Here is a 25,356-nt window from a genome sequence, read left to right on the forward strand (position 1 = left end):
AGCTTCGTTATCTAATGGTATATCCGTCAGAGGTATTCATAAGGCCATTGATGACGGTGGCCAAGGCGGCCACTTCTACGGGATCAGACCCTGGCCTTATTGGTGTACTGCCAATGCCCACATAGGCAAGGGCATCTTGATTATTTTCGCGAAACTTTTCCAATTCTTCCTGGTGATAAGTACGCACCAGTTCAAATTCCCGCTCACCCGGCGTTCGACCGGTGCTTATCTGAAAGGCTTTTTTGAGCCTAACTTCCCGTTCTGGAGAGGCTTTCAGCAGGTTCTCTGCCAAAATCCGCGCAGCCTCTACGTATTGCGGATCATTCAGCAAAACCAAGGCCTGAAGGGGGGTACTGGTTTGCCTTCGTCGCACGGAGCATTCGTTTCGGTCGCCCACGTCAAAAATCATCATGGAAGGCGGTCCGGAGGTCCTTTTCCAGATAGTATACAAACTTCGTCGGTACAGCCCCTCTCCGGGTTCCTGTAGGTACTTATAGCGCCAGGATTTGGAGGACAATTCGTCCCACAATCCCTCCGGCTGATAGGGATAGGCACTGGGACCACCCACACGCTTAGACAAAAGGCCGCTTACTGCGAGCGCATTGTCCCGTACCATCTCAGCCGTCATGCGGTAGCTTGGCCCCCTGGCCAAGAGGTCATTTGCCGGATCAATTTCCAGCAAGTCCGGATTGCCATAGGACGACTGCCGGTAGGTAGCTGACATGACCATCAGCTTGTGCATGTGCTTGATGTCCCAACCGGACTCTTGAAAGGTAACCGAAAGCCAATCGAGTAATTCCGGATGGGTAGGTAGGCTACCCTGATTGCCAAAATCATCGGAAGTCGCCACCAGTCCTTTACCGAAGTGCATCTGCCACAGCCGGTTCACAAACACCCTTGCGGTGAGCGGGTTTTCGGGATCAAACAGCCAATTTGCCAAACCAAGCCGGTTTCTGGGCAGGCCTTCGTCAAATGGCAGCACCCGTTCCGGTAAGGCGGGGTGTACTTCTTCGGTGGGTTCACTGTATAGCCCCCGGTCCAGTATAAAGGTAGGTCGGGGCTCCTCGGTATCTCCCAACACCATAATCTCCGGAATATCCTCTACCAACTCCATCTTCTCCTTCCTTTTGCTCCGGAGGCGCTCCTGCAGGCGTTTGATCTCGGCCAATTCCCGCTTCAGGTACTGGGAACGAATCCTCTCAAACTGCTCGGGGTTAGTGGGCTCCGAAACCGCTTTCTTGACCGATTCCCGGTCATAGAGCTGCATAACCTCCAGCGGGGTCAATTCCGTGGAAAACACGGCAAGCTCATCTAAGCCGCTGTGCAAAAAGGTTTTCATCTTATCCCGCATTCCCAATGTCAATCCCCGAAACCCGTACGTGTGGATATCTGGCTTAAACAGAATGGACTTATACAGGTTGTCCGCTTTTACCAGTACCGGCATGGGCTTGCCATTGAGATAAACCCCAATTCCGGCAGCCTTTCCCTGTCCATCGTATGTCAGGGTAACCTGCGTCCACTCCTTTACAGGGATAGGATCCACTGTCTCCACCTGTATGGCATTGGTGGGCCAGGAGTAGGAAATGATAAATTTCAATCGGTTATCCTCCAAAAAGAGGGAGTATCCCTTTAATCCCAGACGGATGTCTTCGCAGTGGTAAAAGAGGCCTGCCTCTTCAAATTCCCTATCTGGAAAAACCGCCACCGACACACTAAAGGGGTCGGTATGGTCAAACCATCCCACTTTTTCCGGCAATGTGAGCGTGGTGTAATCGTTAAGGAAAACGCCCTCCCCCCGAAACCCCTTGCCTGTATCGGGTTCCTTGACCCGGATGGGCTTACCGCCGGAAACTGCATTAGGACTGATAAACTGGCCCGCTTCCTCTTGGGCATCGAGCCGATCAAGGGGGTAATAGGCGACCAAACCATCCCGTAAACCTTTTTCCACCGAAGCCAAGACCCTATCGGGTTGTTCAGACCAGGCATGCAAATCCGCCGTCTCTGCGTTCAGCAGAGCATGCAGCTGATCCCCATCTTCTTGTATCTCTTCATCCAGGTAGGTCAGCAATTTTTCCTGTTCCTCGTCTGTCAATAGCAGCGAGGGGCCCGGGACCTGTCCAGGCCCGTACACCGCGGTACCGATCTCATTGGTGCTGTTAAAGAAGGCAAACAGCTCAAAATACTCCCGTTGGGTGATGGGGTCGTACTTGTGGTCATGGCAGCGTGCGCATTCCATGGAAAGGCCCATGATGGCTTTCCCCACCGTCTGGGCACGGTCTGCCACATACTCCACCCTGTATTCTTCAAAGACGATACCCGCCTCGGAGTTCCGCTTATGCAGTCGGTTAAAAGCCGTAGCCAAGATACTTTCTTTGGAAGGCTGATCGATCAGGTCCCCTGCCAATTGCCAGGTGATGAACTGCTCGTAGGTCATGTTGTCGTTAAAGGCCTGAATAACCCAGTCTCGATAAGGACTGAAATCCCGGTGCTTGTCGTCCAGGTACCCGTCCGAATCGGCGTACCGGGCCACATCCATCCAATCGGCTGCCATGCGCTCCCCATAAGCGGGAGAAGCCAGGTACTTATCCACCAGCCGTTCGTAAGCTTGGGGAGAATCATCCTGCACAAAGGCTTCGATTTCCTCCAAACTAGGCGGCAGGCCGGTCAGGTCAAAGCTAAGCCTCCGGATCAAGGTTTCTTTGGAAGCTTCCGGCGAAGGCGACAGGTTATACGCTTCCAGTTTTTTCCCTACAAACCGATCTATGTCGTTGTTTGCCCAGTCCCCGAAGCGGGTTGAAGGAGGAGATACCTTTTCGGGCTGAATAAAAGACCAATGGGGTTTGTACTCGGCGCCTTGTTCGATCCATTTGGCAATGAGGGCGATTTCACGGGGTTCCAGTGTGAGGTGGGATTCCGGTGGAGGCATTTGATAGGAAGCATCTGCCGAAAGCATGCGAAGCAATGCATCGCTTTTTCCAGGTTTGCCGGTCACAATCGCCCGCTTTCCTGGGCTCACTTCCAGGGACGCAAAGGCGTGTTCCTCCAAGTCTATCCGAAAGCTGGACGATTGATTGGTGGCATCCGGCCCGTGGCAGGCAAAGCATTTATCAGACAAAATCGGTTTCACGTGGTAGTTGAAATCAATCTGTTCCGGCAGGTCTTTGAAATGGACGGCCACTTCTTCAGGAGCCTCCCATTTTCCGCAGGATAGCAGCAGAAATAGGCCGGCCACGCTTAGTAAATAAGTCCATCGCCTGTCAATAGATAACATCATGTTTTATTCCTTAGGTTTGTTTCACGTTTTTTCACGAAATCCAAATATACGCCTTTAAATCTTCGCAATTTCCGTTAAAAAACCGTTTTGTTAACAGTTAAAATTAATGATTATCTTTGAACGGAGAAAGAAAATCGTCCATGCAGAAGCAAGATTATGAGGAAATTGTAGCACGGATCATTCAAAGCAAGTCCTTTGGGAGATCCCTGACCTATGCCAATCTGCTCCGGTACTTGGCAACGTGTACGGCTGAGGCCAATGTCCCCAAGGAGGCGACCATAGCAGCGGAGATTTTCGGAAAGGAAGATTACGATCCCTCGCAAAGTACCCTGATCCGGGTATACATGTACAAATTAAGGGAGAAGTTGACGGCCTACTACGAAAATGAGGGCAAGGAAGAACCCGAGCGGCTGACCATACCGAAGGGTAGCTATGCACTCAAAATCATCCCACGAGAAGACTCCGACCAAACGAACCCACCCATTGGCCGACCGGTTGCCTACTTTTTGGCTGGTGTGGTAGTCTCCGCAGTGATCGGCTATTTCCTCTGGCCCCAAGTAGGCCCACGGGAAAACTTGACTCCGCTACCGGTTCTTTGGGAAGACCTACGGGAAAGCCGCTTTCCCTCCACATTGGTGCTGGGTGATTTATTTATCTTCAGCGAAAACGGGCCGGAGGGAAGCATCACACGCACCATCCGGCAATCTGAAATCAATTCACAAGCAGAGTTTGAGCGTTTTAAGGAGCAGCACCAGCCGCCACAACGGGAATGGACCGCAGCGACCTATGGGTTCTTGATACAGGGCAGTGCGCATTGGATCAAAAACCTCACGGAGATGTTTAGGATCTTGGACAAAGACTATTCCATCCGCACCATGTCCCGTTTTAACCCGAAGGAAATTCAGGATCAGGACCTGCTAGTGGTAGGTATGTTAAAGACCCTGGGACTTTTTCAAAATTACTTTCAAGGGTCCCGACTCATGTACGACGCTGCGGTGGATGGCATACGGGTGCTGCATGAGGGGGAGGAAAAGGTGTATAAACCCTTCGGCGATCCGAACGCCTACCACACCGACTATGCCGTGCTGATGAAGATGCCCGGGCCCAACGGCAACGCCGTCTATGTGTTTGGCGGGATCTGGGATACGGGTGCCACGCAAAGCCTGAAGATCTTTACCGATACCCAGCTGGCCTTGGACTTGGAAAAGGAGATGAAGACCGCATTGGGTGCCGTCCCCCAGTACTACGAAGTCTTAATCGAGGTCAGCGGCCTGGACAGGATGGAGCTGACGAGTAGGGTGGTGTATCTGTATGAGTTAGAATAAACAGATTATTTTGATTTTACCGGCCTTATGAGTACATTGATCTTTGTTTTTTAAGGCCATGAATTTCCATATACCTCCAAGCCAAGATTTGCCGGTTCGGTTACTGGCAACCACTTTTAGTAAGACATCGGCGACGTACAAGTTTTTCTGGTTTCTCTCGCTGATTCAGCTAATTGAGGAGGGGGGCGTAATAATTGAAAAACGAAGGATTTTTGCGCGTATGTTGGCTAACGCATGGTACCCCATAAACTATTTCAAGTTATCCTTTGGAAAGCAGGATAAGATACAGGAAGCAATTTGTTTTTTTCACAGTCAAAGGGGAATCCCCATAGATTTAACCCGACATGAAGTCTGGAAAAGCATTATGACCTGTAATGACTCTGCATCCATTTCTTGCCTCCTCCATTTCGATAATCAGGTTCCGCATTGGTTTATTTCTCCCTGGTTTCCCTCCAAATACAAGAAAAAACAGATATATATCCACTCTGCAAATCCAGCGATCAACAGCCCTTATTTTTTGTACAGGGATTATGTGGAGATAAATCCTGCATGGCAGGAATACCTGACCAGAAATTCCTCTATTCTAAAAGATTTTTGTTTTTGGAATTTAAGCCTTTTCCTTCAGAAGCATAACCCCAATGTACCGGATATTCCAAACAAGTTGATAAAACCGATAAGAAGAGGAAGCCTGGAAAACAACAAAAAGGGGTTTTGGAACCTGTATTTTGATGAAGTAAAAGAGCAGCGATGTATTTATTCAGGCAACCTATTGACTAAAAGAGATTATTCGCTTGACCATTTTGTGCCCTACAATTTCGTATCACATGATCTGAATTGGAATTTGGTTCCCGCCCATCAATCGATCAATTCATCAAAAAGCGACAAGCTCCCCCGCCTCAGCCAATTTTTTGAGCGCTTTTTTGAGATTCAAAAAAAGAGTCTTGAAATAGTTCTTAAAAAAGCTCCTAAGTCCAAGTACATTGAGCAATACCTCACTGTTTTTCCTTCTATTGATGGGCTTCTAATTGAAGAAACGGGAAAGGTCAGGTTACGGGAAACATTGGAACCATTGATAACCATTGCCCATAATAATGGCTTTGAATTCTATGAACCTAAACGCTAACCAGTATTCTCACCTCACCGCCAAAGAGCGTGATTCTCTTTCCTTTCCTGCAAGAGTAGTGAAGGAAAGAGGTCTTTTGATGGGGGATGTATTGGATTTCGGATGCGGCTTTGGGAAAGATGTGGAGATCTTAGCCAAGCAGGGGATCCCAATCGAAGGCTATGATAAGCATTATTTCCCCGAATTTCCTGAGAAAAAATTTGACACCATCCTTTGCTTTTATGTACTCAATGTGCTTCTTCCGGAAGAACAGGCATCGGTATTGATGGAAATTTCCTCGTTGCTTAAACCATCTGGCAAAGCCTACTTTGCGGTGCGAAGAGACTTGGTTTATGAGGGGTTTAGAACGCACAGAGTTCATCAAAAACCCACCTACCAGACTAATGTGGTTTTACCGTTTCAGTCGATTTTTAGAAACGCGAGTTGTGAAATTTATGAATACAGGCATTACAATCAACTACAAAAAGTTGCGTCTACGTGCCCCTTTTGCAACCCAGGCGAAGATGTAGAGTTGATTGTGGAATCAGGTCGAACTTTTTCCATTTTTGATAAATACCCGGTAAACCCGGGCCATAGCTTGATCATTCCAAAAAAACATGTTTCGGGTTATTTCGAATTAAATTTTAAGGAGCAAGCCTCCTGCCTGCTTATGCTTAATCAGGTGAAAAAGGAGGTTCAGAAACGTTTTAATCCTGAGGGATTTAATGTTGGGATCAATATCGGCGAAAAGGCCGGACAAACGGTGTCGCATGTTCATATCCATTTGATTCCGAGGTATGAAGGAGATGTGGAAGATCCACGGGGTGGAGTGAGAGGGGTGGTTCCGGAGAGGAAGAATTACTTCTAATAACTAAATCAAAAAATGCAGCACTTTACTTTTAATTATTCGGGATTAGTTTCAACTATTAATTCAAGTGTATTAATTAAGCTGATTAGGTCTAGGAATTTGGCTTTAATTGTTTCATTTTTTCATAGGGAGTATAAAGAGAATTCTCAGATTTCTATTCCTTACCAGCTTTTGGTGCAAAGATTAGCTGACTTTCTCGAGGAAATCGAATACTTGGAGGAGGATGACGAGGTCAAATCCGAAAGGCTTATTATTGCTTTTGATGAAAAGGCCAAACTGTATATCGATCAATGGATTGACGCGAATTACCTACGTAACATTATGGATGATGCTAGGAAAGAACCCTTGGTCTTTCTTTCCAAGCATGTGGAAAAGGTTTTTCAGGTATTTGAGTTGTTAAAGGAAAAGGAATTTGTAGGGACGGAATCCAAGTTCAAGGACATTTTCAACAAACTCAGGGACATCATAGAAAATGCCAATCCGGATAGGGAAAAGAGGTTAGCCGAACTGGAACGAAGAAAGCTAGCAATAGAGGAAGAAATCCGAAAAATAAAGATTGATGGCTATGTAAACACTTATGAAGATTACCAAGTCAAGTCTAGGTATGAAGAGGCAAACCGTTTGGCTAATGAGTTAATCGGGGATTTCAAGGAGGTGGAGGATAACTTTAAAGAAATCACCCGGAAGATTTACGAGCGGCAGCATCAAGCCGAACTCTCCAAAGGAAAACTTATATCAGAAACCTTTGATTCGTTGTATGAACTTCGCAGTACTGATCAGGGCAAAAGTTTTTATGCCTTTTGGCAATTCATGCTAGATGATGCAAGTCAATCGGATTTTCAAAAGTTGACCAAAGAAGTATATAATGTGCTCGAAGATCGTGGCATCGAAATCTCTTCACGCTCACTCAGAAAACTAAAATCACTTCTGCATATGGCAGCTCGTAAAGTGCTGGATAAAAACGGGGTACTTGCTGATAAACTCAGTAGGGAGATTGTAGCCAAAGAGCAATTAGAATCACGAAAGGCAAAAGAACTCATGTCAGGAATCCGCCAGCTTGCCCTTCAGTTAGTCAACCGCCCCTCATTTAAAGAGTATTATCTCGAAATAAAGGGTAATCCTGAAATCTACCTCCCCTTAGAGCGTAAGCTTGGGGAAAGGCCGGAAAACAATTCATTTGTTATGAAGGCAGAGAAGGCTCAACTTGCATTGGAAGACCTGGAAGAGCTATCAAAAATTTACAGTGCCGACTTGATAGACAAGCAGCAATTACTGGCCAATATTTACGAACTACTACAGACAAGATCCCAAGTTTCTCTTCAGGAAGTAGTTAAAGAAAAAGGGCTTAATAAAGGCCTGGCGGAACTGTTGGCTTATGTCACGCTCATAAACGTAAACAAGAAATTTTTCATCAATGGGAATATTCGGGAAACTATTCTGTTCAATTTAAAAGAAGGAAAATGCCTTGATTTGCCACAAATCATTTTCACCAGATAGTCTATGGAACACCAAAACCGAAATATTGCTCCCTATGCGAAGTCAGCTGTGAAGCTTTTACAAGGCCCCGTTTTTGAAGATCAGCAAGATGTTTGGAATGAGGTGCTACAGTACCAAGTCGAACTCACTCAATACTTTGAAAAAATTGCTCTTGAGGTAGTCATTGACAAAAGAGATGGTTATTCCTACCTGAGACAAATAGAACTTGATGAATCAGGAAGCACAATTGGATTAATTCGAAGAATGCCACTGACATACGACCTGACTCTGGTTTGTGTGTTGCTAAGAGAATGGCTTCTCGAATTTGAATCGAGGGACCTAGAAACCGCCAATTTATACATTACTCCAAAGGAATTTAGGGACCGGATGGAGATGTTTTTCCAAGAGAAAACCAATGAGCTAAAGTTCATTAAGGAGCTCAATCGGCATATGGAAGATTGCGCGAAAATGGGCTTTTTGAAGTTGGTTCATAAAGACGGAGTATCCCCTGAAGACTACAGATACGAAGTAAAGCGTATCCTGAAAGCCAGGATTACAACAGATGAGCTTTCAAAGTTTAAAAAACAACTAGAAGATGAATTTAAGTCTGTTTAGTACTAAACCGAGCCAATCCGGCTTTCGCCTCCATGCTTTTGAAGTATGGAACTGGGGGACCTTTGATAAGGACATATTCTCCATTGAGCCAGGAGGTGAAACCTCCCTTCTTACAGGAGGAAATGGTTCTGGAAAAACAACTTTGGTGGATGGTCTTCTAACTCTGTTACTACCTGATCGTAGGGCACGGGCTTACAATCAGACCGCAGGAGAAAAAGGTGAGCGGACCGAGGAGACCTATTTACTTGGAGAATTTGGGGAAACCGAAAACGCAGACACCAATACACGAGAAGTAAAAAAGCTAAGAGGTGACAAATCAAAGGCACAATCGGTATTAGTAGCAGTCTTTCAAAATGAATCCCAATTTGTCACGCTGGCTCAGGTACGGTGGTTCTCAGGAAGTGAGTTGAAGCGAAACTTTGTTATCGCTTTTAAGAAACTTTCCATAAAAGATGACTTTATGCCTTTTGATAGTAATGGGGAGTGGAAAAAGAGATTGAAGCAAAAATACCCCAAACAAAGAAACAAAGAGTTTCTCTTATTTACCGAGAGCATTGGTGAATATGGCCGCTGGATGCGTAAGGCCTTTGGAATGAGATCGGAGAAAGCTCAAACGCTTTTCAATAAAACCATAGGGCTCAAAGTATTGGGTAATCTGGACGAATTTGTCCGGCTGCAAATGCTGGAAGAACGGGAGTCAGAAGAGGAGTTTCAGAAGATAAAAAGTTATTTCAAAACACTAAATGATGCACATCGAGCTATTGAAAAAGCCCATAAGCAAATCGAATTGCTAGCTCCAATCAGAGATAAATCCATCAGGTTAACAAAACTGAAAGTAGACCTGATCCAAAAAGAAAGCTTCAAACAGACTGCCCCACTTTGGTTTGCCAAAAAGCAAGAGACTTTAATTCTGGAATTCATGGCTTCCATAAATGAGCAAAGGCAGGAAAAGGAGGGAAAACTTGAAATATTGACTAATGAGGTTGAAGAATTGGATCATAACCGGGTAAAGCTTGATGTACAAATTGAATCTGATGAAGTCGGTAGGCATATCCGTGATTTAGAAAAAGACAATAAGAGGTTCGAACAAGAAAAGTCTGATAGGGAAAAAGAACTGAGTTTTTATAATCAACTGGCTGAAAACTTGGGATTCCAGCCAAGTCCCCAATCAAGAGAGCTGTTTGACGATCAAAGAAAGCTCGCTTTGGATAAAAAGAATAAGACCGCTGGAATATTGGAGCAGAATGAGGAGGAGCTTTTTCAAACCCGAAAAGAATCTGAGGAAGCAAAAACAAAATTTGACAATGTTTCCAACGAACTAGTGATACTTAGATCTCAAAAAAATAATATAACCGGGCATCCTGCTCGAATTAGAAGCGAAATCCTTGAATCAATCGGGGCAACAGAAAAGGAAATTCCGTTTGTCGGTGAACTCCTGAAAGTTCGGGAAGAAGCCCGGGAGTGGGAGCAGGCCATCGAACGGCTGCTTCACAATTTCGCACTAAGGCTGATAGTCCCTGAAGAATATTACCAAAAAGTCAATCAATATGTGAAAGAGCATGATTTAAGGGGCAGGATCATCTATCATAAATTTAATAAAAAAGAAGTAGCCTCTCGCATCTTCCAACAGCAGGATGAAAAGGAGTTGATTAACAAGTTGGATTTTAAAACATGCGAATACACTGAGTGGATAAAGAATGAGGTTAGTTCAAAGTTCAATTATTTATGTGTCGATGATCTTGATTCATTCCGGTTGGCAGAAAAGGCAATAACGCAAGAGGGGCTTACCAAAAATGCAACCCGACATGAAAAGGATGATCGACCGGAAGTTAGGAGCCGCCAGCAGTATGTTCTCGGATGGGACAATAAAGAGAAAGTAACCGTCTTAAAGGAGGAAGCAGCCCATCTGAACGACAAGATCAATAAAATTGACAACAGGTTGAAAGTGATTAAAGCACATCAAACAAGGGTGCGTAGGGAAGCAGAAGACCTAACTCGTTTCATTGATTTTAAGGTATTCAAAAAAATAGATTGGTGGTCTTTATCAGCTGAAATTCAGAAGAACAAGCTGAAAATAGAAGAGCTTGAAAAGACCAATGACAGGGTTAATGCCCTCAAAAAACAACGAGAAGAGATCGTTAGGACAATCAAAACCAAACAGGAAGTAATAAGGCACCTTGAGAAGGAGATCAACCAAATTGATTCAAAATTAGATATTCAACAGCAAAAATTGAGAGAGGCTAGGGAGGTAATTGACCGTTATGCTGATTTTGAAACAAGTGAAAAAATAGCTGCTTTCGAAGAACACTTTACGACAAAAATTGAGTCTGAAATTGAGTCCATTGAAAAAATCAGAAGTAAAATCATTGGTGAAATCAATCAGGATATCGAACGACTAAGAGATGACATTCGAAAAATAGAAAGTGCCGCTGAAGGCCTGATGAGGCTCTTTAAGAATCCTGATAAGGAGATCGCAGAAAAGTTCAGTGATTGGAATTCAGACACCCATCGGCTTAGTGATAGTGCTGAGTTTATTGAAGAGTACGTTGCTTTATTGGAGAAGATTGAAAAGGAGGAATTGGCCCAATACAAACAACAATTCAAGAAGTACCTGAATGAAGAAATGATTACCAAAATGTCTGACTTCCAAACTTGGCTCGAGAGGCAGGAAGAGGATATTGAGGAAAACATCGAGACTTTGAACAAGTCGTTAGAAAAGATCAATTTCAATAGCAATCCTCCAACCTTCATCAAACTGCATGTAGAAAAAGACTACTCTCCGAAAGTGAAAGATTTTACGTTTCGTCTCAATGAATGGAAACCAAATCTGGCAGAGTTTGAGCGCTCAAAGGATGACCGAATATTAGAAGAAAGTTTCAAGAAAATCAGATCCCTTCTTGACAACTTGACAGAGGATGAAAATCTCAGAAAAGAAGTATTGGATGTTCGAAATTGGTTAAAGTTCAAAGCTGTTGCACATCATAGAGAAGACCCAACAAAGGTTTTTAGAAGTTATACAGGAACTGCCAAGCTCTCGGGAGGCGAAGGGGCTCAGCTGACTTATACAATTCTTGGCTCTGCAATAGCCTACCAATTTGGCATTCATAGTGAAGGACTTAATACCAACTCATTCCGATTTATTTGTGTGGATGAAGCATTCAGCAAACAAGACGATGAAAAAGCACAATTCCTGATGGAGCTCTGTAAACAACTTCACCTCCAGGTGATGGTCGTATCTCCGGCCAAAGCGGAAGAAGTGGCCATTGTAGAACCTTACATAGCCCGGGTGCATTTCGTACAGAGAAAGGACAACCGGCACTCTGTGGTTTATGATATGCCTATTAAACAACTTCAAGCTCAGAGGGATGAGTATTTGCAATCGGTAGTTTAGCCTATGATAACAGCAAAGGAAATTAAGGAGAAAGCAGAAAGGAAATACTATGAAGTGCTTCAGTCTTCATTAAATGGAGAAGACTGCTTTCCTCTTGCGATTCGCTCCAACAAAACTCTTTCCAAAGACTTTATTCAGATGAGTCAGGAAATAGCGGGGGTCTTTAGCTCCTCCAAGGACAGAAAAGGGTTTGGTTATTCCGTCATTTCAGAACCTGTTAAAACCCGTCAACATGGCATCCAGGACATCCCCAAGTCTATCACATTTGAGAGTCTGCTAGATTTTCTGAAATTTCTCAATAAGGAAAAAGAGTATGGTGTGATGATGGAAAGTTTTAGTTTCATCAAGTCAGAACTTCCTCAGCTTGAATCATGGCTGAAAGAAAACCCTAAGGCCATTATAGACAACTCCGATGTATGGCCGGGACTAATTAAAGTGTGCGAATGGTTTCTTCAAAACTTCGAGCCCGACAAATATTATATTAGAGAATTGCCCATCTCTGTTCACACCAAGTTCATTGAAGAGAATAGGACTATCTTGAGGTCTCTTTTGGATGAACTGGTGCCAGACGTGGTGAATTACACTGAAAGCCTACTTGAAAAGAGGTTTCATCTAAAATACGATCAACCTCTGGTTAGATTTCGCTCGCTAGATCAAGCTTGTTGGCATATTGGATTCTATGATGACCTAACTGTTCCGATTGAGCAGTTCTCACGAAATCCCCTCAATTGTTCTAGGATCTTCATTATTGAAAACAAGATGAATTTTTTGGCCTTTCCGAAGGTATTCCATTCGATTGCAATTTGGGGTCAAGGTTATGCAATCGAATCACTAAAAGCAATAGACTGGCTAAAAGAAAAAGAAATATTCTATTGGAGTGACTTGGATGTACAAGGGTTCCAAATGTTATCTCAATTAAGGTCTTATTACCCTAAGGCGCAATCATTTCTAATGGATTTTTCAATTATTTCCAAGTACAAGGATTTAGTTGTGAAAGGGACACCAACCAAAATAGATGTAAGTAAAAACCTCTCTGAAGAAGAACGTTACACTTACGATTATTTAAGAATAAACGATTATCGATTAGAACAAGAGAGAATTCTTCATGTTGATATCGTGAATAGTCTAATTGGCCTCGGGTTCATGCAGAAGGCCTTGAAAAAAGCTAGAAATTTTCCGGATCTTTAAATTATTGTCAGTTCTATGCGAAAAAATAAGTACCTTTCTGTCTAATTCCTATACATTATGAGCAAGGACAAAGGGGAGAAAAAAGACCCCAAAAAGAAAGCGGCTAAAAGCCTGACAGAAAAGCGGGCTGATAAGAAAGCCAAGCAGGAAGCAAAGAAGAAAGCAGGATGATACGGTGTCCTAAACTTACTTAAAGGACTCATTCGAAATCCCCCAGCCGGAGGCGGTTGGGGGATTTTTTTCATGGAAAAATTGACTACTTTTTAACAAAAAGCCACCAATATCGAAAAAAAAGGCACCGTTTTTGCCTTTCTGCTTAATACGGAGTGGAAATGGCCTGGGCAATTCGAAATGCAAATAAAATTAGGCAAGATACGTTTTTACGTTTTCCACCGGGAGGATAAAAAGGAATTGCCACCAATAACTTGGCTCCGGGCTATTGTAAAGGCACAAAGCGCACAAAAAATAAAATGCTTTTCAATCCAAATTAATGGGCTAATTGAGAATTTTAACTAACTTTAGAAAATAGAGCAAACAAATTAACCTAAAAACCATTAATACAATGAGCAGATTTAAAGAAGTAAAAGAATTGGTAGACGGCATTGAAGCTGACTTTGAGAAATTCTATGGGGCCAAAAACAAAGCCGCAGGAACTCGTATCCGAAAAGCCATGATGGATCTTAAAAACCTGGCCCAAGATATTCGAAAAGAAGTTCAGGACATTAAAAACGCTGAATAATCTTCAGCGTTTTTTTCTGACACGCTCCGGTCGGAAAGCCACAATCACCCCCAAGCTTAAAAAGCCTACTACTCGGCTTGGGGTATTATTAGGAATACCCGGGATAAGCCCGGTGCTTCGTCTACATTTTAATGAGCAGATATGGGAAAGTTTATCGATGCAAAGCATGACGGCGTTTGCGTACAGACCAAACAGAAGATCAAAAAGGGTGACCATATCTTCTATTTTCCGGGCAGGGGAATGTTCCACGCCGACTCGTCGGTCTATCAAGAACACCTGAAAAACGGTTCTTTTCCATCGCAAACGGATGAAGAAAAAACGGAAGGAAGATCCAATACCGATGACTTTTTGGTGATTGAAGCAATCGAGGGATTGAGCAAGCAATAGACCTAACGACCCATCCATTCTTACTAAAAAGCCCTGCACCATCAGCTTGGGCTTTTTTTGTAACCTAGCCTCATCCAATACCGTGACGATAGTTGCCTGGAAGTTAGGTAAAACACTTCCCACTACCTATTCCACTGCGTTGAACCGAAGCCGTTCGGCCTCCCAGCCGTGGTCAATGTACTCCCAGGTAAATTCCTCCCCCTCTACCCGCAACAGGACAAATCCTTCTTTGGTGTCGTGCCGCCGGCCTTTCCAGCCATTCCCGGCAATAGAACCCCCAGTCAGGTACCGAAAACGGTCGTTTACCTCTCCGTATTCTTTCCAGTGAATATGGCCCTGTAAAACCAATTTGAGATTGTGTCCCTCCAATGCCGCCAAAACTTCCGAGCTATTTGTCACATGATGACCTGCCGGATTACCGGTTACAATCCCCCGGGCAGTGACTAGCGGGATATGGGTGACTACGACCACAGGGGTTTGGCGGGATACACGTTCCAAATTTTCCTTTAACCAAGCTAGCTGTACAGAATCCACCACGGCTGTGTAGCGTCCATCCCCAGTGGTTCCCAGGGAATTCAACACGATAAAATGCCAGCCTTTGTGATCAAAACTATAATAGGTATCCCCTAGGTAGCGCTGATACATGCCGTATTTGTAGTCGGGATGTAATTCGTCTTCAGGACTTTCTGGGTAAATGGCAAAAAGATCGTGGTTGCCAACGGTATTGTACACCGGCATATTGAATCCCTTGCTCATTTCGGCATAAAGCCGAAAAAGCGAATCCGCCCTTTCCTGATTGCCTCGCATGACATCGTACACTTGATCACCACCACTGATCACAAAGTCGGGATTTAGCTCATTCACCTTCTCTATGGCCATCTGAAACCCCACCGGCGCACGGCGTTCGGGCTGTAGGTGGATATCGGTAAGAAAGGCAAAGGTGAAGCTTTCGTGAATAGGGTCAGTGACCTGTGCACAGAGATCACCTAAACCGGCTACCTGAAACCACACCATCAAAGAAAAGAATCCTGCAAAACGCATCATAACGAAGGGAAATGTATTTACGATCCTAATACGCTGAAAAAACCGAAAAAGGCCACTGCTTAGGAACGGTGAGCGTTTTTGCTATGGGACCGGCCTACTTTCCGAGTTATTGCACCCCATAACTCAGCCGCATGGTAATTGACGTAGTTTTAGCCTTGGAAGTGGTATTGAAAGTTCCGCCCCAGGAGTAGTCTTCGGTAGAATTTTGACCTGTTATCTGAAAAATCCCCATGTTGGCGGAAATCAACCGACCTAACTTGGAACCTGAATTTTCGGCGATGGTCTCTGCCCGCAATCTGGCATCTTCGGTGGCACGGGAGATCATCTCGATCTTAAGACTCTCCAAATCGGTATAGTAATACCGTGGGGGCTGGGAATAGAACTTCACTCCCTGCAGGAGGAGCTCGGTGATTTCCCTGGAAATCTGCTCCACCTTATCCACTTCCTTGGACTCAATCTGTAGGCTTTGGCTAAGTTCATAGCCCAAAAAAGTCTGCCCCATATAATTTCCGGAGGCGCTGTAATTCTGCTGATATAGCGGATTGGTGTTTACAGCATTGAAAATGATCTGCTCTCTCGCAATGCCCTTACCCATCAGGTATTCCAAGACACTTTTTCGGTCCTTTTCCAATTCGGCATAGGCGATCTTGATATCCACACTCTCCCTGCTAAAATTCCCCTCCCAAACCACCAAGTCAGACATAAAATCCTTCTGACCCAGCCCCGTCACATCCACGGTACCGGTTTTTTTGTTGCGATTCATAAAGGCATTGCCCAAAATAGCCGATGATGCGATCACCGCAACGGCGAAGATAATGGCAGTAAGGTGTCTTTGCATGCTATGGTCATTGATTTTCGGTGGCCTCCTCCTATTACGCCGTCGGTAAAGCTGTAGCTAGCAGCCAATCTGCTTTGTCCTCGACACGAATAGAATCTCTCCAGTGTCAATATAGGCAAAAAAACATGGTGGTTGGCCTATCCCATGTGGATTTATTTTATCCCCCCTACTTGAAAAGAAACTCGGGATGCATTTCCCACTAAATCAAATAAAAAAATGACTAAAAACAGGGCCAAGAAACCATTTTTTTTCCTTCTTCAGAACCTTCTTCCAACTGAATGATAATTCTGCCCGGTTCAACCCGCTCATTTTGGGGATAAACGCCGGAACCTCCTTCGCCCAATTGGAAAATTTCACTCCAAATTTCCAGTACAAAAACTGTTCCTCGGCATACATGATTCGTTCTTATTTTGTTTTTGAAAATTGGCAGAACATCCGCCGTACCTGATTTTTTATGAGATCACGCTCTAATTGTGGGAGAGGGTTGCCTGCAAAAACAAAAATAATATTTTTGTTTTTGCAGGCAACCGTTGGCCGACTTGAAACGTGATGCTTATAAGATGAATTTACCCGATTCGAAAGAGCTGCAGGAAGTAATCCACCTTTGCTTAAAAGGCAGCCGGAAGGCCGAAGAGCGATTGTTTAAAATGGTATACCCACTTGCCATAAGTATAGGACGCAGGTATACCCAATCGCTGAGCGAAGCTCAATCGGTGGTAAATGAAGGCATGCTCAAGGTTTTCACGCAGCTGGCAAACTATTCTCCTGAATTGAGTTTTGGGGGATGGGTAAGGCGCATTCTCGTCCATAGTGCCATAGACCATATCCGGCGGACAAAGCGCTTTGAAGACCGTCACGAGGACTACAGCGAGATAGAACCCACCTCTACCTTTGACGAGGGTATTCTGGACAGAATAAGTGCAGAAGAAATATTGGCCCTAGTGCAAAAACTTAGCCCTGCCTACCGGTCCGTCTTCTTACTCTATGCGGTAGAAGGCTACAATCACCGGGAGATAGCCGAAGAGCTGGGCATCTCGGAAGGAACCTCCAAGTCCAACTACGCCAAAGCCAGAATAAAAATGCAGAAGGCTTTGGAGCAACATTACACCGTCAAAAAGCAGCAACATGGATAAGCGAGATCAATTTGAGCAAAAAATTAAAGCCAAGCTCGAGCAGCTCGAGGCACCTGATGCTGACGACGCTTGGAACAACTTCTCCAATCAGCTACACGACACCCAACTGCCTTTCTGGAGGCATTGGGCGATGCCCTATGTGTATGCGAGTTTACTATTCATAGGTACCCTTAGCTGGATGATGCTCAGCAGCCCCAGCAAGCAATCGGATCAAGCCTCCCCATTGGCCACTCAGCACAGGATAGACACCCTGTACCGAACCGATACAGTATACATCGTGGACACCATCTACGTGTATAAACAGCTTTATATAAATGAAACCACCTCCTTTCGACCGGTTCCGTCATCGAGTACCACAAAAATCGATCAAAACCCTGTAGAAAATGGCAAGGAAAAGCAGCAGATCGGAGAAGCAGATCGGACGAGCGACCTGCGTAATGATGCCGGGGGTATGCCTGGCCGGGAATCACCGTCCACGGCAGGTGATTCGATAGGCGCTGATACACTTGGCCAAGGAGCGGATTTTTCCGGTACCCCAAAAAAGAGTGAAAGCACCGGCACTAAGCCGATGGGATCCACTCCCATCCCTAAGGGTACCCCTGCCGATGAAGCAGTCGACGAGTCTTATTTTAGGCGCGCCCAGCGGGAAACCGCAGTGGGAGACACCAGTAACCTCAACCAAACCCCTGTCCCTGTCCGCAGCAGGCCCGCAGTTCATGTAGAATTAGGCACCTCCCTCTTGTTTCCCATTAGCCGATTGGTGGAATATTATACACCCTTTCAGCAGGCGATCGGACTGGGTTTGGAATGGAAAAACGGCTGGGGCATCTATGCAGGTGCCATTCGCAACGAGGTAGAGGGCGAATTGGACGACGAAGAAATTATGTCACTCGGCAATGCTGTTATTGGTAGCTTTCCCGAAGCACCCGAGGACATCGAATCCTTGGATGAAATCTATTTTACCAATAGACAGTGGTTTTTCCCCTTGGAGGCAAGATGGCGTAGCCCCTATTTTGATAGATTTAGCTTCGAAGGTGCCTTTGGGCTGATGGGAAATTTCCTTTCCCGACAGGATTTCGTATACGAGTTTGAAAATACCAATCCGGAGGAGTACCAATACGCCAATCAAGCTGTGAGGGCATTTCGGCTTAGTCATGCAAAGATCGGTGTAGGTACCAACTATTTGCTGAAAAATCGGTATGGCTTTTTCTTGCGGAGTCATTATTGGCTGCCTCTGTCCCGCACGGGACTGATTGGTGACCGCATGCACGGGATTGAAGTGGGTGTCGGAGTCAATGTAAAACTCAGCAAATAAGCCGGCGGAGGACTGAGTTTTTTGATTAGCGGAATGTAACTAGGTGAATTTTTGCCCAACTTTGGGGCATGAATGAAAAAATCCTTGCAGCACTTATCGTAGTGCTCCTCTACTCAACGCCTGTTCTCGGTCAAGAAATGACGGGAAAAATCGTAGGCGAGGCAACTCAAATGCCGCTGGCATTTGCTTCTGTGGCGCTATATGCGCAATCGGATAGCACCCTAATAGACGGTACCATTACCGATGATCAGGGATCTTTTAAGCTAAAAAGCCTACGTTCGGGGTCTTACTTTTTGAAACTGACATTTATTGGATATACTACCAAAACGCTCTCTGACCTACAACTTCAAAGCGGTGCATCTCTGGACCTGGGCATCATACCACTGGAAATCGACCCGCAGGAACTGGAGGGTGTGGAAGTGCAGAGTCAGCGCATGACTGCCGATTTCCAATTGGATCGCCAAAGCTACGAAGCTGCAAGCTTCGAATCGGCACGCGGTGGGACAGCAACAGACGTACTTCAAAACCTACCTGGGATCAGTATCAGTCCCGAAAATGGGCTCACCATTCGTGGCAGTGCGGGTTTTGTCGTGATGGTCAATGGCAAACCGGTTCAGTCCGATCCGATGATGATTCTCAGTCAGCTACCCGCCAATGCCATCGAAAAAGTTGAATGGATTTCTTCCCCTTCAGCGCGAAATGACTCAGAAGGCAAGGGAGGGATGATCAACATCACCACCAAAACGGGTGCCGCTGACGGCCTATTTGCACAAGTAAACCTTCGATTGGGGGCTCCTTCTATCGAAGACTACAACAATGCGGATCCGTCCCGGCGCTACGGGGCAGATTTTAACCTGAACTATATGACCGGAAAATGGGACTTTTCTGTTGGAGCAAGCTACCAACGAAATGACCAATCGGGTCGGCGTGTCGGGGAGGTATACACGGTGTCCGGAGATACCACCACCTACTTTCCATCGCGGGGTGAGCGAAGTTTCGATGAAAAAAATTACGCGGGCAGGTTTACCGTCGGCTATAAACCGAATGATCAAAACTCCTTTAGCCTGGGATTCTACGGAGGCGTACGCGACCGGCTACGCACAGCCGACATTTTGTATTACGACAACCATGCCACGGTAGGTGGCAATAGGCTGTACACCCTCCAATATTTCAATGCCAACGACCAAAACCGACGCGGTGACTTTGCGCTGGGGAGTTTCGACTACGTTCGGCAATTTAACGACGGAAGCTCGCTGAGCACCTCTGTTTTATACGAATATACCTTATTAGGAGGCCCTACAATAAACCGGAACTTGGGCTATCCCAATTCTGAACTGGTGTATCAAGATGAATTTAACACAAACGAAAACCCCCTTCATGGCTTTCGCTTCAATATGGACTACCAGTTGAAGCCCTGGAAAATCGGTCAGTTGATTACCGGATATCAGTTCAGGACGCTGGACCACCAGGGTAATTTTGTATACGAGCGCAAGAACAACGAAACCGGGATATTTGAGCTCATTCCGGAATTTTCCAGCGAGGTGAACCTCACCCGGGCCATTCACTCCGCTTACGTGCAGCTAGACGGCAAACTGAAGCGCTGGAGTTATGGATTGGGCATGCGGGGCGAACAAATGACCCGGGACCTACGCCTAAAAGACGTAGCAGGCACCATCGATACGCTATACCAATACGATTTCATACGTCCCTTTTTTAGTGGAAATGTGGGCTATCAACTCAGGGACGATTTACAGCTCAAGGGCAGCTTTACCCAACGAGTAGAGCGGACCACTACCTTCAAGATGAATCCCTTTCCCGAGCGGGAACACAGCGAAACCCTCGAACAAGGCGATCCGAATCTCTTGCCGGAATTTATCAACCAAGTGGAAATGGGCCTAGTCAAAAATTGGAAGGATAACTCCTGGTACCTCAATGCTTACCACAGCCGCATAAAAAACCTGGTAAATCGGGTAAACACGGTCTATAACGACACTATATTGAACCGTATATACTCCAATGTAGGAAAGGCCACTACATTCGGCTTCGATACGGGTATGGAAGTATATCCTGCCAAATGGTGGAAGCTATTTGCAGGACTAAACCTGTACAGGTATGCGATCGATGGGCGCTTTGACAACCGTCCGATTCAAAATGCCACATGGGTTTCTTCGACTACCTTTACCTCTACGTTTACCGTATGCCAAGATTGGTATATACAGACCAATGTAAACTACCTGTCGGCTCGCGTCACAGCCCAAGGTGAGGATGGACGCTTCTATTCGCCAAGTTTATCGATCCGTAAATCTTGGATGGATGGAAGGCTAACCGCAACGATGAACTGGCAACATATCGACATGGGATTATTGAGGTCGAATGAGCAACGCATCACGACCTTTCGTCCAAACGATTTCTATACCACGACCAACTACATCTATGAAGTGGATGTGCTCGTGTTAAACCTTAGCTACTCCCTTACCGGTGGAAACAACCGCGCAAAATTTGTGAAAAGTGAATTTGGGGAGAAGGAATTTTAATACACTCGGAAAAAAACAAAAAAGCCAAACGAGAAAATCGTCTGGCTTTTTTTTGCTCCTCCTCTTGGGCTCGAACCAAGGACCCTTTGATTAACAGTCAAATGCTCTAACCGACTGAGCTAAGGAGGAAATTGTACGAAAACCGCCTATTCGTTTTTCGTGATGCAAACATAACAGGTTCCTTATTTTTTTCCAAATTACCCGAAGAAAAAAAGAGGGAGCGAGTTGAATTCAACAAATAGAAGCTAATAGTCAAGCGGTTATTTTTTCTACTGCCTGTATAGGTCTGGTTGCGACTCTCATGAACCCCAACCCAAGCCCTTAAAACTGCATGGTAAATTTTTGATTTTATAAATTTATGCTAATTTTGCAGTCCACAAACGGGTGATACGACCGTTTAGGAAGATCTCGGGGTGTAGCGCAGTCCGGTAGCGTATCCTGACTGGATTCAGGAGGGTCGTGGGAGCAAATCCTGAGTTTAGGATAAAGAAAAAAAATTAATAAATCTCGGGGTGTAGCGCAGTCCGGTAGCGTACTTGCATGGGGTGCAAGGGGTCGTGGGTTCAAATCCCGCCACCCCGACGAGGTTAGGCCAGACTGTAATCCAGTCTGGCTATTTTTATGTCATACGTTGTCTACATATTATACTCACCGTCCTTGGGCAGGTTTTACGTTGGCCAGACGGAAGATTTGGCCGACAGACTGGCCCGTCACAATTCGGGCAGGAACAAGTCCACCAAGGCCGGTGTACCTTGGACTTTGGTCCACTCGGAACAGGCTCCTAACCGGGCTGAGGCACTCGCAAGGGAAAGAAAGATAAAGAATCTCGGAGCACGGAGGTATCTCGAAAAACTGGGCAGAGACTTTGGGACAGACAGTTCCGGTATTGAATCGCCTACTGAAGCCTAGAGCACCGATTGATCATAGTCTGGTTGCAGCGCAGTCCGGTAGCGTATCCTGACTGCGGTCAGGAGGGTCGTGGGTTCAACTAGAGCGGACCCTGACGGGAGTCAGGGCACCCCGACGAGGTTAGGCCAGACTGTAATCCAGTCTGGCTATTTTTATGTCATACGTTGTCTACATATTATACTCACCGTCCTTGGGCAGGTTTTACGTTGGCCAGACGGAAGATTTGGCCGACAGACTGGCCCGTCACAATTCGGGCAGGAACAAGTCCACCAAGGCCGGTGTACCTTGGACTTTGGTCCACTCAGAACATTCCCCGGACAGGGCTTCGGCACTGGTAAGGGAAAGACAGGTCAAGAACCTTGGGACAAGAAAATTTGGGAAATAACGTTGAAATTCTCCAAAGCACCTTTTTGACCCTCTACTAAAAATGAATCAATAATTGTAATCTGGCCCAGTGGGTTAGTGCATCCTGACGGCAGTCAGGAGGGTCCTTGGTTCGAGCCCAAGAGGAGGAGCTTAAAGAGCTACCCGTTTCCGGGTGGCTTTTTTTATGCCCTTTGGCCAAACAAATTGCCATCGTTTTCTTTGTTAAGGCCGAAGCTACCGCTGTTGTCAGAATTACTTTAGGTTTGACGAACCTAAAGCCCCAAAAAAGGGGGCCAAGAGAAAATTCCCCTGGCCCTTTTGCACTCCTTATCCTGACGTTTGTCAGACGCATTCCCAGCTTAGATCCCCATCGTAACGATAGGCTACCTTACCTTGTTCATCCAACGCCAAAAGGTTTATCCAGCCATTATCGCAAAGGTCTTTTACCATGCTGTGTTTTTCCAGAATCCCGTTCATGGCGTCCAATGGCGCTTCAATAAACACATTCAATCTCACTGGCTCGTGCTGGTATTTGGTACCATCGTGCACCGACTGCATTGGCAGACCTACCCGCAGATCGCCAGAGTACCCTTCCAGCACCCCTATGCCGGAGGTAACGTTATGCAACGTCTTGTTTCCGGAACCAAAATGCGTATTGTCGACCGTAGATCCATAATATTGCAAATTAATCCAGCTGGTTACCACCATGGGGGCGGTCATGATCAACTCAAGGATTGAAAAGCCGCTATCCTTCTGCCAGTCATAGGAATGAAGGAAGGATTTTCCGCCCAGATCCATCTGAATGGTGCGGCTACGTGGTGCGACCACAAAGGCGTGGCAACCTGCCAAGCCCCATTCCGGACGCACTTGGGACCAGTCTTTGCTTCTTGCCACTATCGCTTTATCCTGATTTTCATCGATAGCCATTCGCAACGCCCGCTCTGCACGAGTTGCTTTGGTTGCCTTTGATAGCGAATCGATTAAGAGGCCGTAAACTTGCTGAAGATCCGCCGGCACCACTTCTTCGTTGTAGACGGTAATTTCATCGGTGGTAGTGTCATGCAAGCAGGCCAAAAACACCGTGTCTTCAGGTATGACAATCCCTGCCTCGCAGAGGGACGCCCTTACTTGGACATTGTTGAGTACCGCAGCGGCGACTTTTGCATTCGCTTCACCGGTATGGCCACCACATGCCCCACAATCCAATCCGGTGGCATGGGGATTGTTTACGGAGCTGCTTCCGTGTCCTACAACCATCACAAACTGTCCAAAATTCTCCGTCAATGACATCGCTTTTAATGCGTTGTTAGCCATCTCGATTTGCTTTTCCAATGGAATCCCTACTTCTCCATGTGGATGCGTGGACACCTGAAGGGACACGCCTTTTTGCCGGGATGCAATCCCTTTAAGCCCTGCGTGATCGGGATGCGGAACAGGCCGGGTCAATCCAAAGGAGTCTGTAAACAGCTTGGGTAAAAAGGACAAGCCCATGGGACTTACAAAGCTGAAGCAGGTCACCGCCCCGGTTTTAAACGATTTCCAGATCTTCTTGAGCTGATACTCAAATACCCGATTTTGGTAGGCGGACTGCTGAGATGCCTTATCTGAAAGTTCCTCCATAATGGTAGGGCCAGTTGGAATAAGCACCGGACACTGGGCCTCCCCCTCTTCGTGGGCGATGGGCACAAACTTGATCGGAAAGGCAAAAAAACCGGCAAAACCAATGGTTTCAATCCGCGAATCGACCCGCTCTAGATTTCGTCGAAACACTTCAGACCGTACGTCTATACAAAAAATTGACTGGGCCAGTGGACGTTCAATTTGCTTGGGAGCAATGGTCTTTTCCGTGTTGAATTTTGCGATAAACTGCCGTTGAATTGCGATATCAAATGCATCCTGCAACAAAAGCTTATCCGACAGTAACTGACTGATCTCTCTGTCCTGGCCTGCGTCAGAAAGCTTCTTCTTCGCCTCAAGCCACACAAAATTTAACTCGGCCTCATTCAGACATTGCAGCAAACACGCCTCCCAACAGATCAATATGGTCAAAAATTCTTGGAGTACTCCGTCGTTCTTGCCCTGCAATGATTGGTCCCAGTCCAAACGTGCGGCATGCGCCGACCAACCTCCTACCCGCAACAACAGACGATGGAGGTAGATGGGCAGCCCCTCCTCAGAGACACCTAATATTTCCAGAGCACTTTGCGCGGCCAATAGGGGTTGGTTTGGCAGCTTCTTTACCGCTGCCCGAAATCCCTTCAAACCCGATATTTCCGGTGTTTTATCGACCTCTGCTTCCATCTTCCACGATAAATACATTCCTTCCTGTTGGCACGAAGCATTCCAGACTGCCTGCCCGTTGTCAAAGTAAGAAGCAGCCCAAGTGGATATACGTGAGATGGAAAACCGATTCCAGTCCTTGCCGGTAAGTATGGAAGCTACATCAGTCAGCGTAGAAAACGACGCTCCCATATCGGCCGTGTCCGAAAGGCTATCCAATTGGGTAAGGAATGCATTGACATCCAGATCGTCCACCGCTTGCTTCTTACATGCTGCTTTCAAATCAGCTGGGGTAATAACGCCTTGATTGATTTTGTCCCGGTAAAAAGATACGGGCAGGGTCATCTGTATCCCGGCTACCCTTCCCAGATAATCAGCCACATCACCAAACTTTTGTTCGGTCAATCCCAAGTACGGGTTCACGGCGACAAAATTCTCCAAAGGCCATACTGGCGCAATCTTCTTACAGGCCTCCTGTAGGACACTTGACAAAGAGGCAACTTTGATTTCCTTTGCTTGTTTTATTAACTGATCTTCCATCATAAAATGCTCTAAATGCGGATCTTTAAATT

At 45.8% G+C, this 25,356-nt stretch carries 18 protein-coding genes, 2 tRNA genes and 1 pseudogene; 16 read left to right on the plus strand and 5 right to left on the minus strand.

Features of this window, described 5'->3' with window-relative positions:
- Positions 1-7 precede the first annotated feature (7 nt).
- Complete coding sequence (locus tag IAQ59_RS11230; RefSeq protein ID WP_245189555.1) at positions 8-3,274, minus strand: DUF1553 domain-containing protein; 3,267 nt, start codon at positions 3,272-3,274, stop codon at positions 8-10.
- A 140-nt stretch (positions 3,275-3,414) separates the two neighbouring features.
- Here IAQ59_RS11230 and IAQ59_RS11235 point away from each other — a divergent pair, with 140 nt between their 5' ends.
- The 10 genes and pseudogenes from IAQ59_RS11235 (at position 3,415) to IAQ59_RS11275 (ending at position 14,365) form a co-directional block, all read left to right on the plus strand.
- A complete protein-coding gene (locus IAQ59_RS11235) occupies positions 3,415-4,599 on the plus strand; it encodes a hypothetical protein (RefSeq protein ID WP_209330908.1) in 1,185 nt (394 codons plus the stop codon).
- A gap of 58 nt (positions 4,600-4,657) precedes the next feature.
- Positions 4,658-5,722, plus strand: coding sequence for an HNH endonuclease domain-containing protein (locus tag IAQ59_RS11240; protein WP_209330909.1), 1,065 nt, complete (start codon positions 4,658-4,660; stop codon positions 5,720-5,722).
- Positions 5,706-6,569 carry an HIT domain-containing protein gene (locus IAQ59_RS11245; RefSeq protein WP_209330910.1) on the plus strand — a complete coding sequence of 288 codons (864 nt, stop codon included), beginning with the start codon at positions 5,706-5,708 and terminating at the stop codon, positions 6,567-6,569. The genes IAQ59_RS11240 and IAQ59_RS11245 overlap by 17 nt, the downstream gene beginning before the upstream one ends.
- Before the next feature lie 15 nt (positions 6,570-6,584).
- On the plus strand, positions 6,585-8,066 hold the full coding sequence (locus IAQ59_RS11250; protein WP_209330911.1) for a DUF3375 domain-containing protein: 1,482 nt from the start codon (positions 6,585-6,587) through the stop codon (positions 8,064-8,066).
- Positions 8,067-8,069: 3 nt separating this feature from the next.
- Positions 8,070-8,660: a DUF4194 domain-containing protein gene (locus IAQ59_RS11255; protein WP_209330912.1), complete on the plus strand. Its 591-nt coding sequence runs from the start codon at positions 8,070-8,072 to the stop codon at positions 8,658-8,660.
- Positions 8,641-8,862: pseudogene (locus IAQ59_RS22360) on the plus strand (ATP-binding protein); the annotation flags it as partial. The gene IAQ59_RS11255 and the pseudogene IAQ59_RS22360, both read left to right, overlap by 20 nt.
- A gap of 477 nt (positions 8,863-9,339) precedes the next feature.
- Positions 9,340-12,051 (plus strand): ATP-binding protein, encoded by a 2,712-nt coding sequence (locus tag IAQ59_RS11260; protein WP_245189567.1) that lies wholly within the window; start codon positions 9,340-9,342, stop codon positions 12,049-12,051.
- A 3-nt stretch (positions 12,052-12,054) separates the two neighbouring features.
- Positions 12,055-13,239, plus strand: coding sequence for a Wadjet anti-phage system protein JetD domain-containing protein (locus IAQ59_RS11265; protein ID WP_209330914.1), 1,185 nt, complete (start codon positions 12,055-12,057; stop codon positions 13,237-13,239).
- 562 nt (positions 13,240-13,801) lie between these two features.
- The gene (locus IAQ59_RS11270; RefSeq protein WP_209330915.1) at positions 13,802-13,978 is read left to right on the plus strand and encodes a histone H1; all 177 of its coding nucleotides are present in this window, start codon (positions 13,802-13,804) and stop codon (positions 13,976-13,978) included.
- A gap of 141 nt (positions 13,979-14,119) precedes the next feature.
- A complete protein-coding gene (locus IAQ59_RS11275) occupies positions 14,120-14,365 on the plus strand; it encodes a hypothetical protein (protein WP_209330916.1) in 246 nt (81 codons plus the stop codon).
- Between the two features lie 126 nt (positions 14,366-14,491).
- Here the strand turns inward: IAQ59_RS11275 and IAQ59_RS11280 are convergent, their stop codons facing one another.
- Positions 14,492-15,409: a metallophosphoesterase family protein gene (locus IAQ59_RS11280; RefSeq protein ID WP_209330917.1), complete on the minus strand. Its 918-nt coding sequence runs from the start codon at positions 15,407-15,409 to the stop codon at positions 14,492-14,494.
- 106 nt (positions 15,410-15,515) lie between these two features.
- A complete protein-coding gene (locus tag IAQ59_RS11285; RefSeq protein ID WP_209330918.1) occupies positions 15,516-16,247 on the minus strand; it encodes an SIMPL domain-containing protein in 732 nt (243 codons plus the stop codon).
- A gap of 560 nt (positions 16,248-16,807) precedes the next feature.
- Here IAQ59_RS11285 and IAQ59_RS11290 point away from each other — a divergent pair.
- From IAQ59_RS11290 to IAQ59_RS11300, 3 genes are all read left to right on the plus strand, one after another.
- Positions 16,808-17,380, plus strand: a complete 573-nt coding sequence (locus IAQ59_RS11290) for an RNA polymerase sigma factor (RefSeq protein WP_209330919.1) — start codon at positions 16,808-16,810, stop codon at positions 17,378-17,380.
- On the plus strand, positions 17,373-18,695 hold the full coding sequence (locus IAQ59_RS11295; RefSeq protein ID WP_209330920.1) for a hypothetical protein: 1,323 nt from the start codon (positions 17,373-17,375) through the stop codon (positions 18,693-18,695). The genes IAQ59_RS11290 and IAQ59_RS11295 overlap by 8 nt, the downstream gene beginning before the upstream one ends.
- 68 nt (positions 18,696-18,763) lie before the next feature.
- On the plus strand, positions 18,764-21,229 hold the full coding sequence (locus IAQ59_RS11300) for a TonB-dependent receptor (RefSeq protein ID WP_209330921.1): 2,466 nt from the start codon (positions 18,764-18,766) through the stop codon (positions 21,227-21,229).
- Between the two features lie 55 nt (positions 21,230-21,284).
- Here IAQ59_RS11300 and IAQ59_RS11305 read toward each other — a convergent pair.
- A tRNA-Asn gene (locus tag IAQ59_RS11305) sits at positions 21,285-21,358 on the minus strand.
- 379 nt (positions 21,359-21,737) lie between these two features.
- Between IAQ59_RS11305 and IAQ59_RS11310 the strand changes: the two genes are divergently transcribed.
- The 3 genes from IAQ59_RS11310 (at position 21,738) to IAQ59_RS11320 (ending at position 22,523) form a co-directional block, all read left to right on the plus strand.
- A tRNA-Pro gene (locus IAQ59_RS11310) sits at positions 21,738-21,811 on the plus strand.
- A 39-nt stretch (positions 21,812-21,850) separates the two neighbouring features.
- Positions 21,851-22,138, plus strand: a complete 288-nt coding sequence (locus tag IAQ59_RS11315; protein WP_209330922.1) for a GIY-YIG nuclease family protein — start codon at positions 21,851-21,853, stop codon at positions 22,136-22,138.
- A gap of 154 nt (positions 22,139-22,292) precedes the next feature.
- A complete protein-coding gene (locus IAQ59_RS11320) occupies positions 22,293-22,523 on the plus strand; it encodes a GIY-YIG nuclease family protein (RefSeq protein WP_209330923.1) in 231 nt (76 codons plus the stop codon).
- Between the two features lie 323 nt (positions 22,524-22,846).
- Here IAQ59_RS11320 and IAQ59_RS11325 read toward each other — a convergent pair whose 3' ends face one another.
- Complete coding sequence (locus IAQ59_RS11325) at positions 22,847-25,327, minus strand: YbcC family protein (protein ID WP_245189558.1); 2,481 nt, start codon at positions 25,325-25,327, stop codon at positions 22,847-22,849.
- Positions 25,328-25,356 lie beyond the last annotated feature (29 nt).

It is taken from the genome of Lunatimonas salinarum (genome assembly GCF_017811155.1).
In the GTDB taxonomy this organism is placed as follows: domain Bacteria; phylum Bacteroidota; class Bacteroidia; order Cytophagales; family Cyclobacteriaceae; genus Lunatimonas; species Lunatimonas salinarum.

Coding starts and splice junctions, on each gene's coding strand:
- IAQ59_RS11240 (WP_209330909.1), top strand. CDS start 4,658: ATGAATTTCCATATACCTCCAAGCCAAGATTTGCCGGTTCGGTTACTG.
- IAQ59_RS11325 (WP_245189558.1), bottom strand. CDS start 25,327: ATGATGGAAGATCAGTTAATAAAACAAGCAAAGGAAATCAAAGTTGCC.
- IAQ59_RS11290 (WP_209330919.1), top strand. CDS start 16,808: ATGAATTTACCCGATTCGAAAGAGCTGCAGGAAGTAATCCACCTTTGC.
- IAQ59_RS11285 (WP_209330918.1), bottom strand. CDS start 16,247: ATGCAAAGACACCTTACTGCCATTATCTTCGCCGTTGCGGTGATCGCA.
- IAQ59_RS11265 (WP_209330914.1), top strand. CDS start 12,055: ATGATAACAGCAAAGGAAATTAAGGAGAAAGCAGAAAGGAAATACTAT.
- IAQ59_RS11235 (WP_209330908.1), top strand. CDS start 3,415: ATGCAGAAGCAAGATTATGAGGAAATTGTAGCACGGATCATTCAAAGC.
- IAQ59_RS11275 (WP_209330916.1), top strand. CDS start 14,120: ATGGGAAAGTTTATCGATGCAAAGCATGACGGCGTTTGCGTACAGACC.
- IAQ59_RS11250 (WP_209330911.1), top strand. CDS start 6,585: ATGCAGCACTTTACTTTTAATTATTCGGGATTAGTTTCAACTATTAAT.
- IAQ59_RS11315 (WP_209330922.1), top strand. CDS start 21,851: ATGTCATACGTTGTCTACATATTATACTCACCGTCCTTGGGCAGGTTT.
- IAQ59_RS11255 (WP_209330912.1), top strand. CDS start 8,070: ATGGAACACCAAAACCGAAATATTGCTCCCTATGCGAAGTCAGCTGTG.
- IAQ59_RS11230 (WP_245189555.1), bottom strand. CDS start 3,274: ATGATGTTATCTATTGACAGGCGATGGACTTATTTACTAAGCGTGGCC.
- IAQ59_RS11245 (WP_209330910.1), top strand. CDS start 5,706: ATGAACCTAAACGCTAACCAGTATTCTCACCTCACCGCCAAAGAGCGT.
- IAQ59_RS11300 (WP_209330921.1), top strand. CDS start 18,764: ATGAATGAAAAAATCCTTGCAGCACTTATCGTAGTGCTCCTCTACTCA.
- IAQ59_RS11270 (WP_209330915.1), top strand. CDS start 13,802: ATGAGCAGATTTAAAGAAGTAAAAGAATTGGTAGACGGCATTGAAGCT.
- IAQ59_RS11320 (WP_209330923.1), top strand. CDS start 22,293: ATGTCATACGTTGTCTACATATTATACTCACCGTCCTTGGGCAGGTTT.
- IAQ59_RS11280 (WP_209330917.1), bottom strand. CDS start 15,409: ATGATGCGTTTTGCAGGATTCTTTTCTTTGATGGTGTGGTTTCAGGTA.
- IAQ59_RS11295 (WP_209330920.1), top strand. CDS start 17,373: ATGGATAAGCGAGATCAATTTGAGCAAAAAATTAAAGCCAAGCTCGAG.
- IAQ59_RS11260 (WP_245189567.1), top strand. CDS start 9,340: ATGCTGGAAGAACGGGAGTCAGAAGAGGAGTTTCAGAAGATAAAAAGT.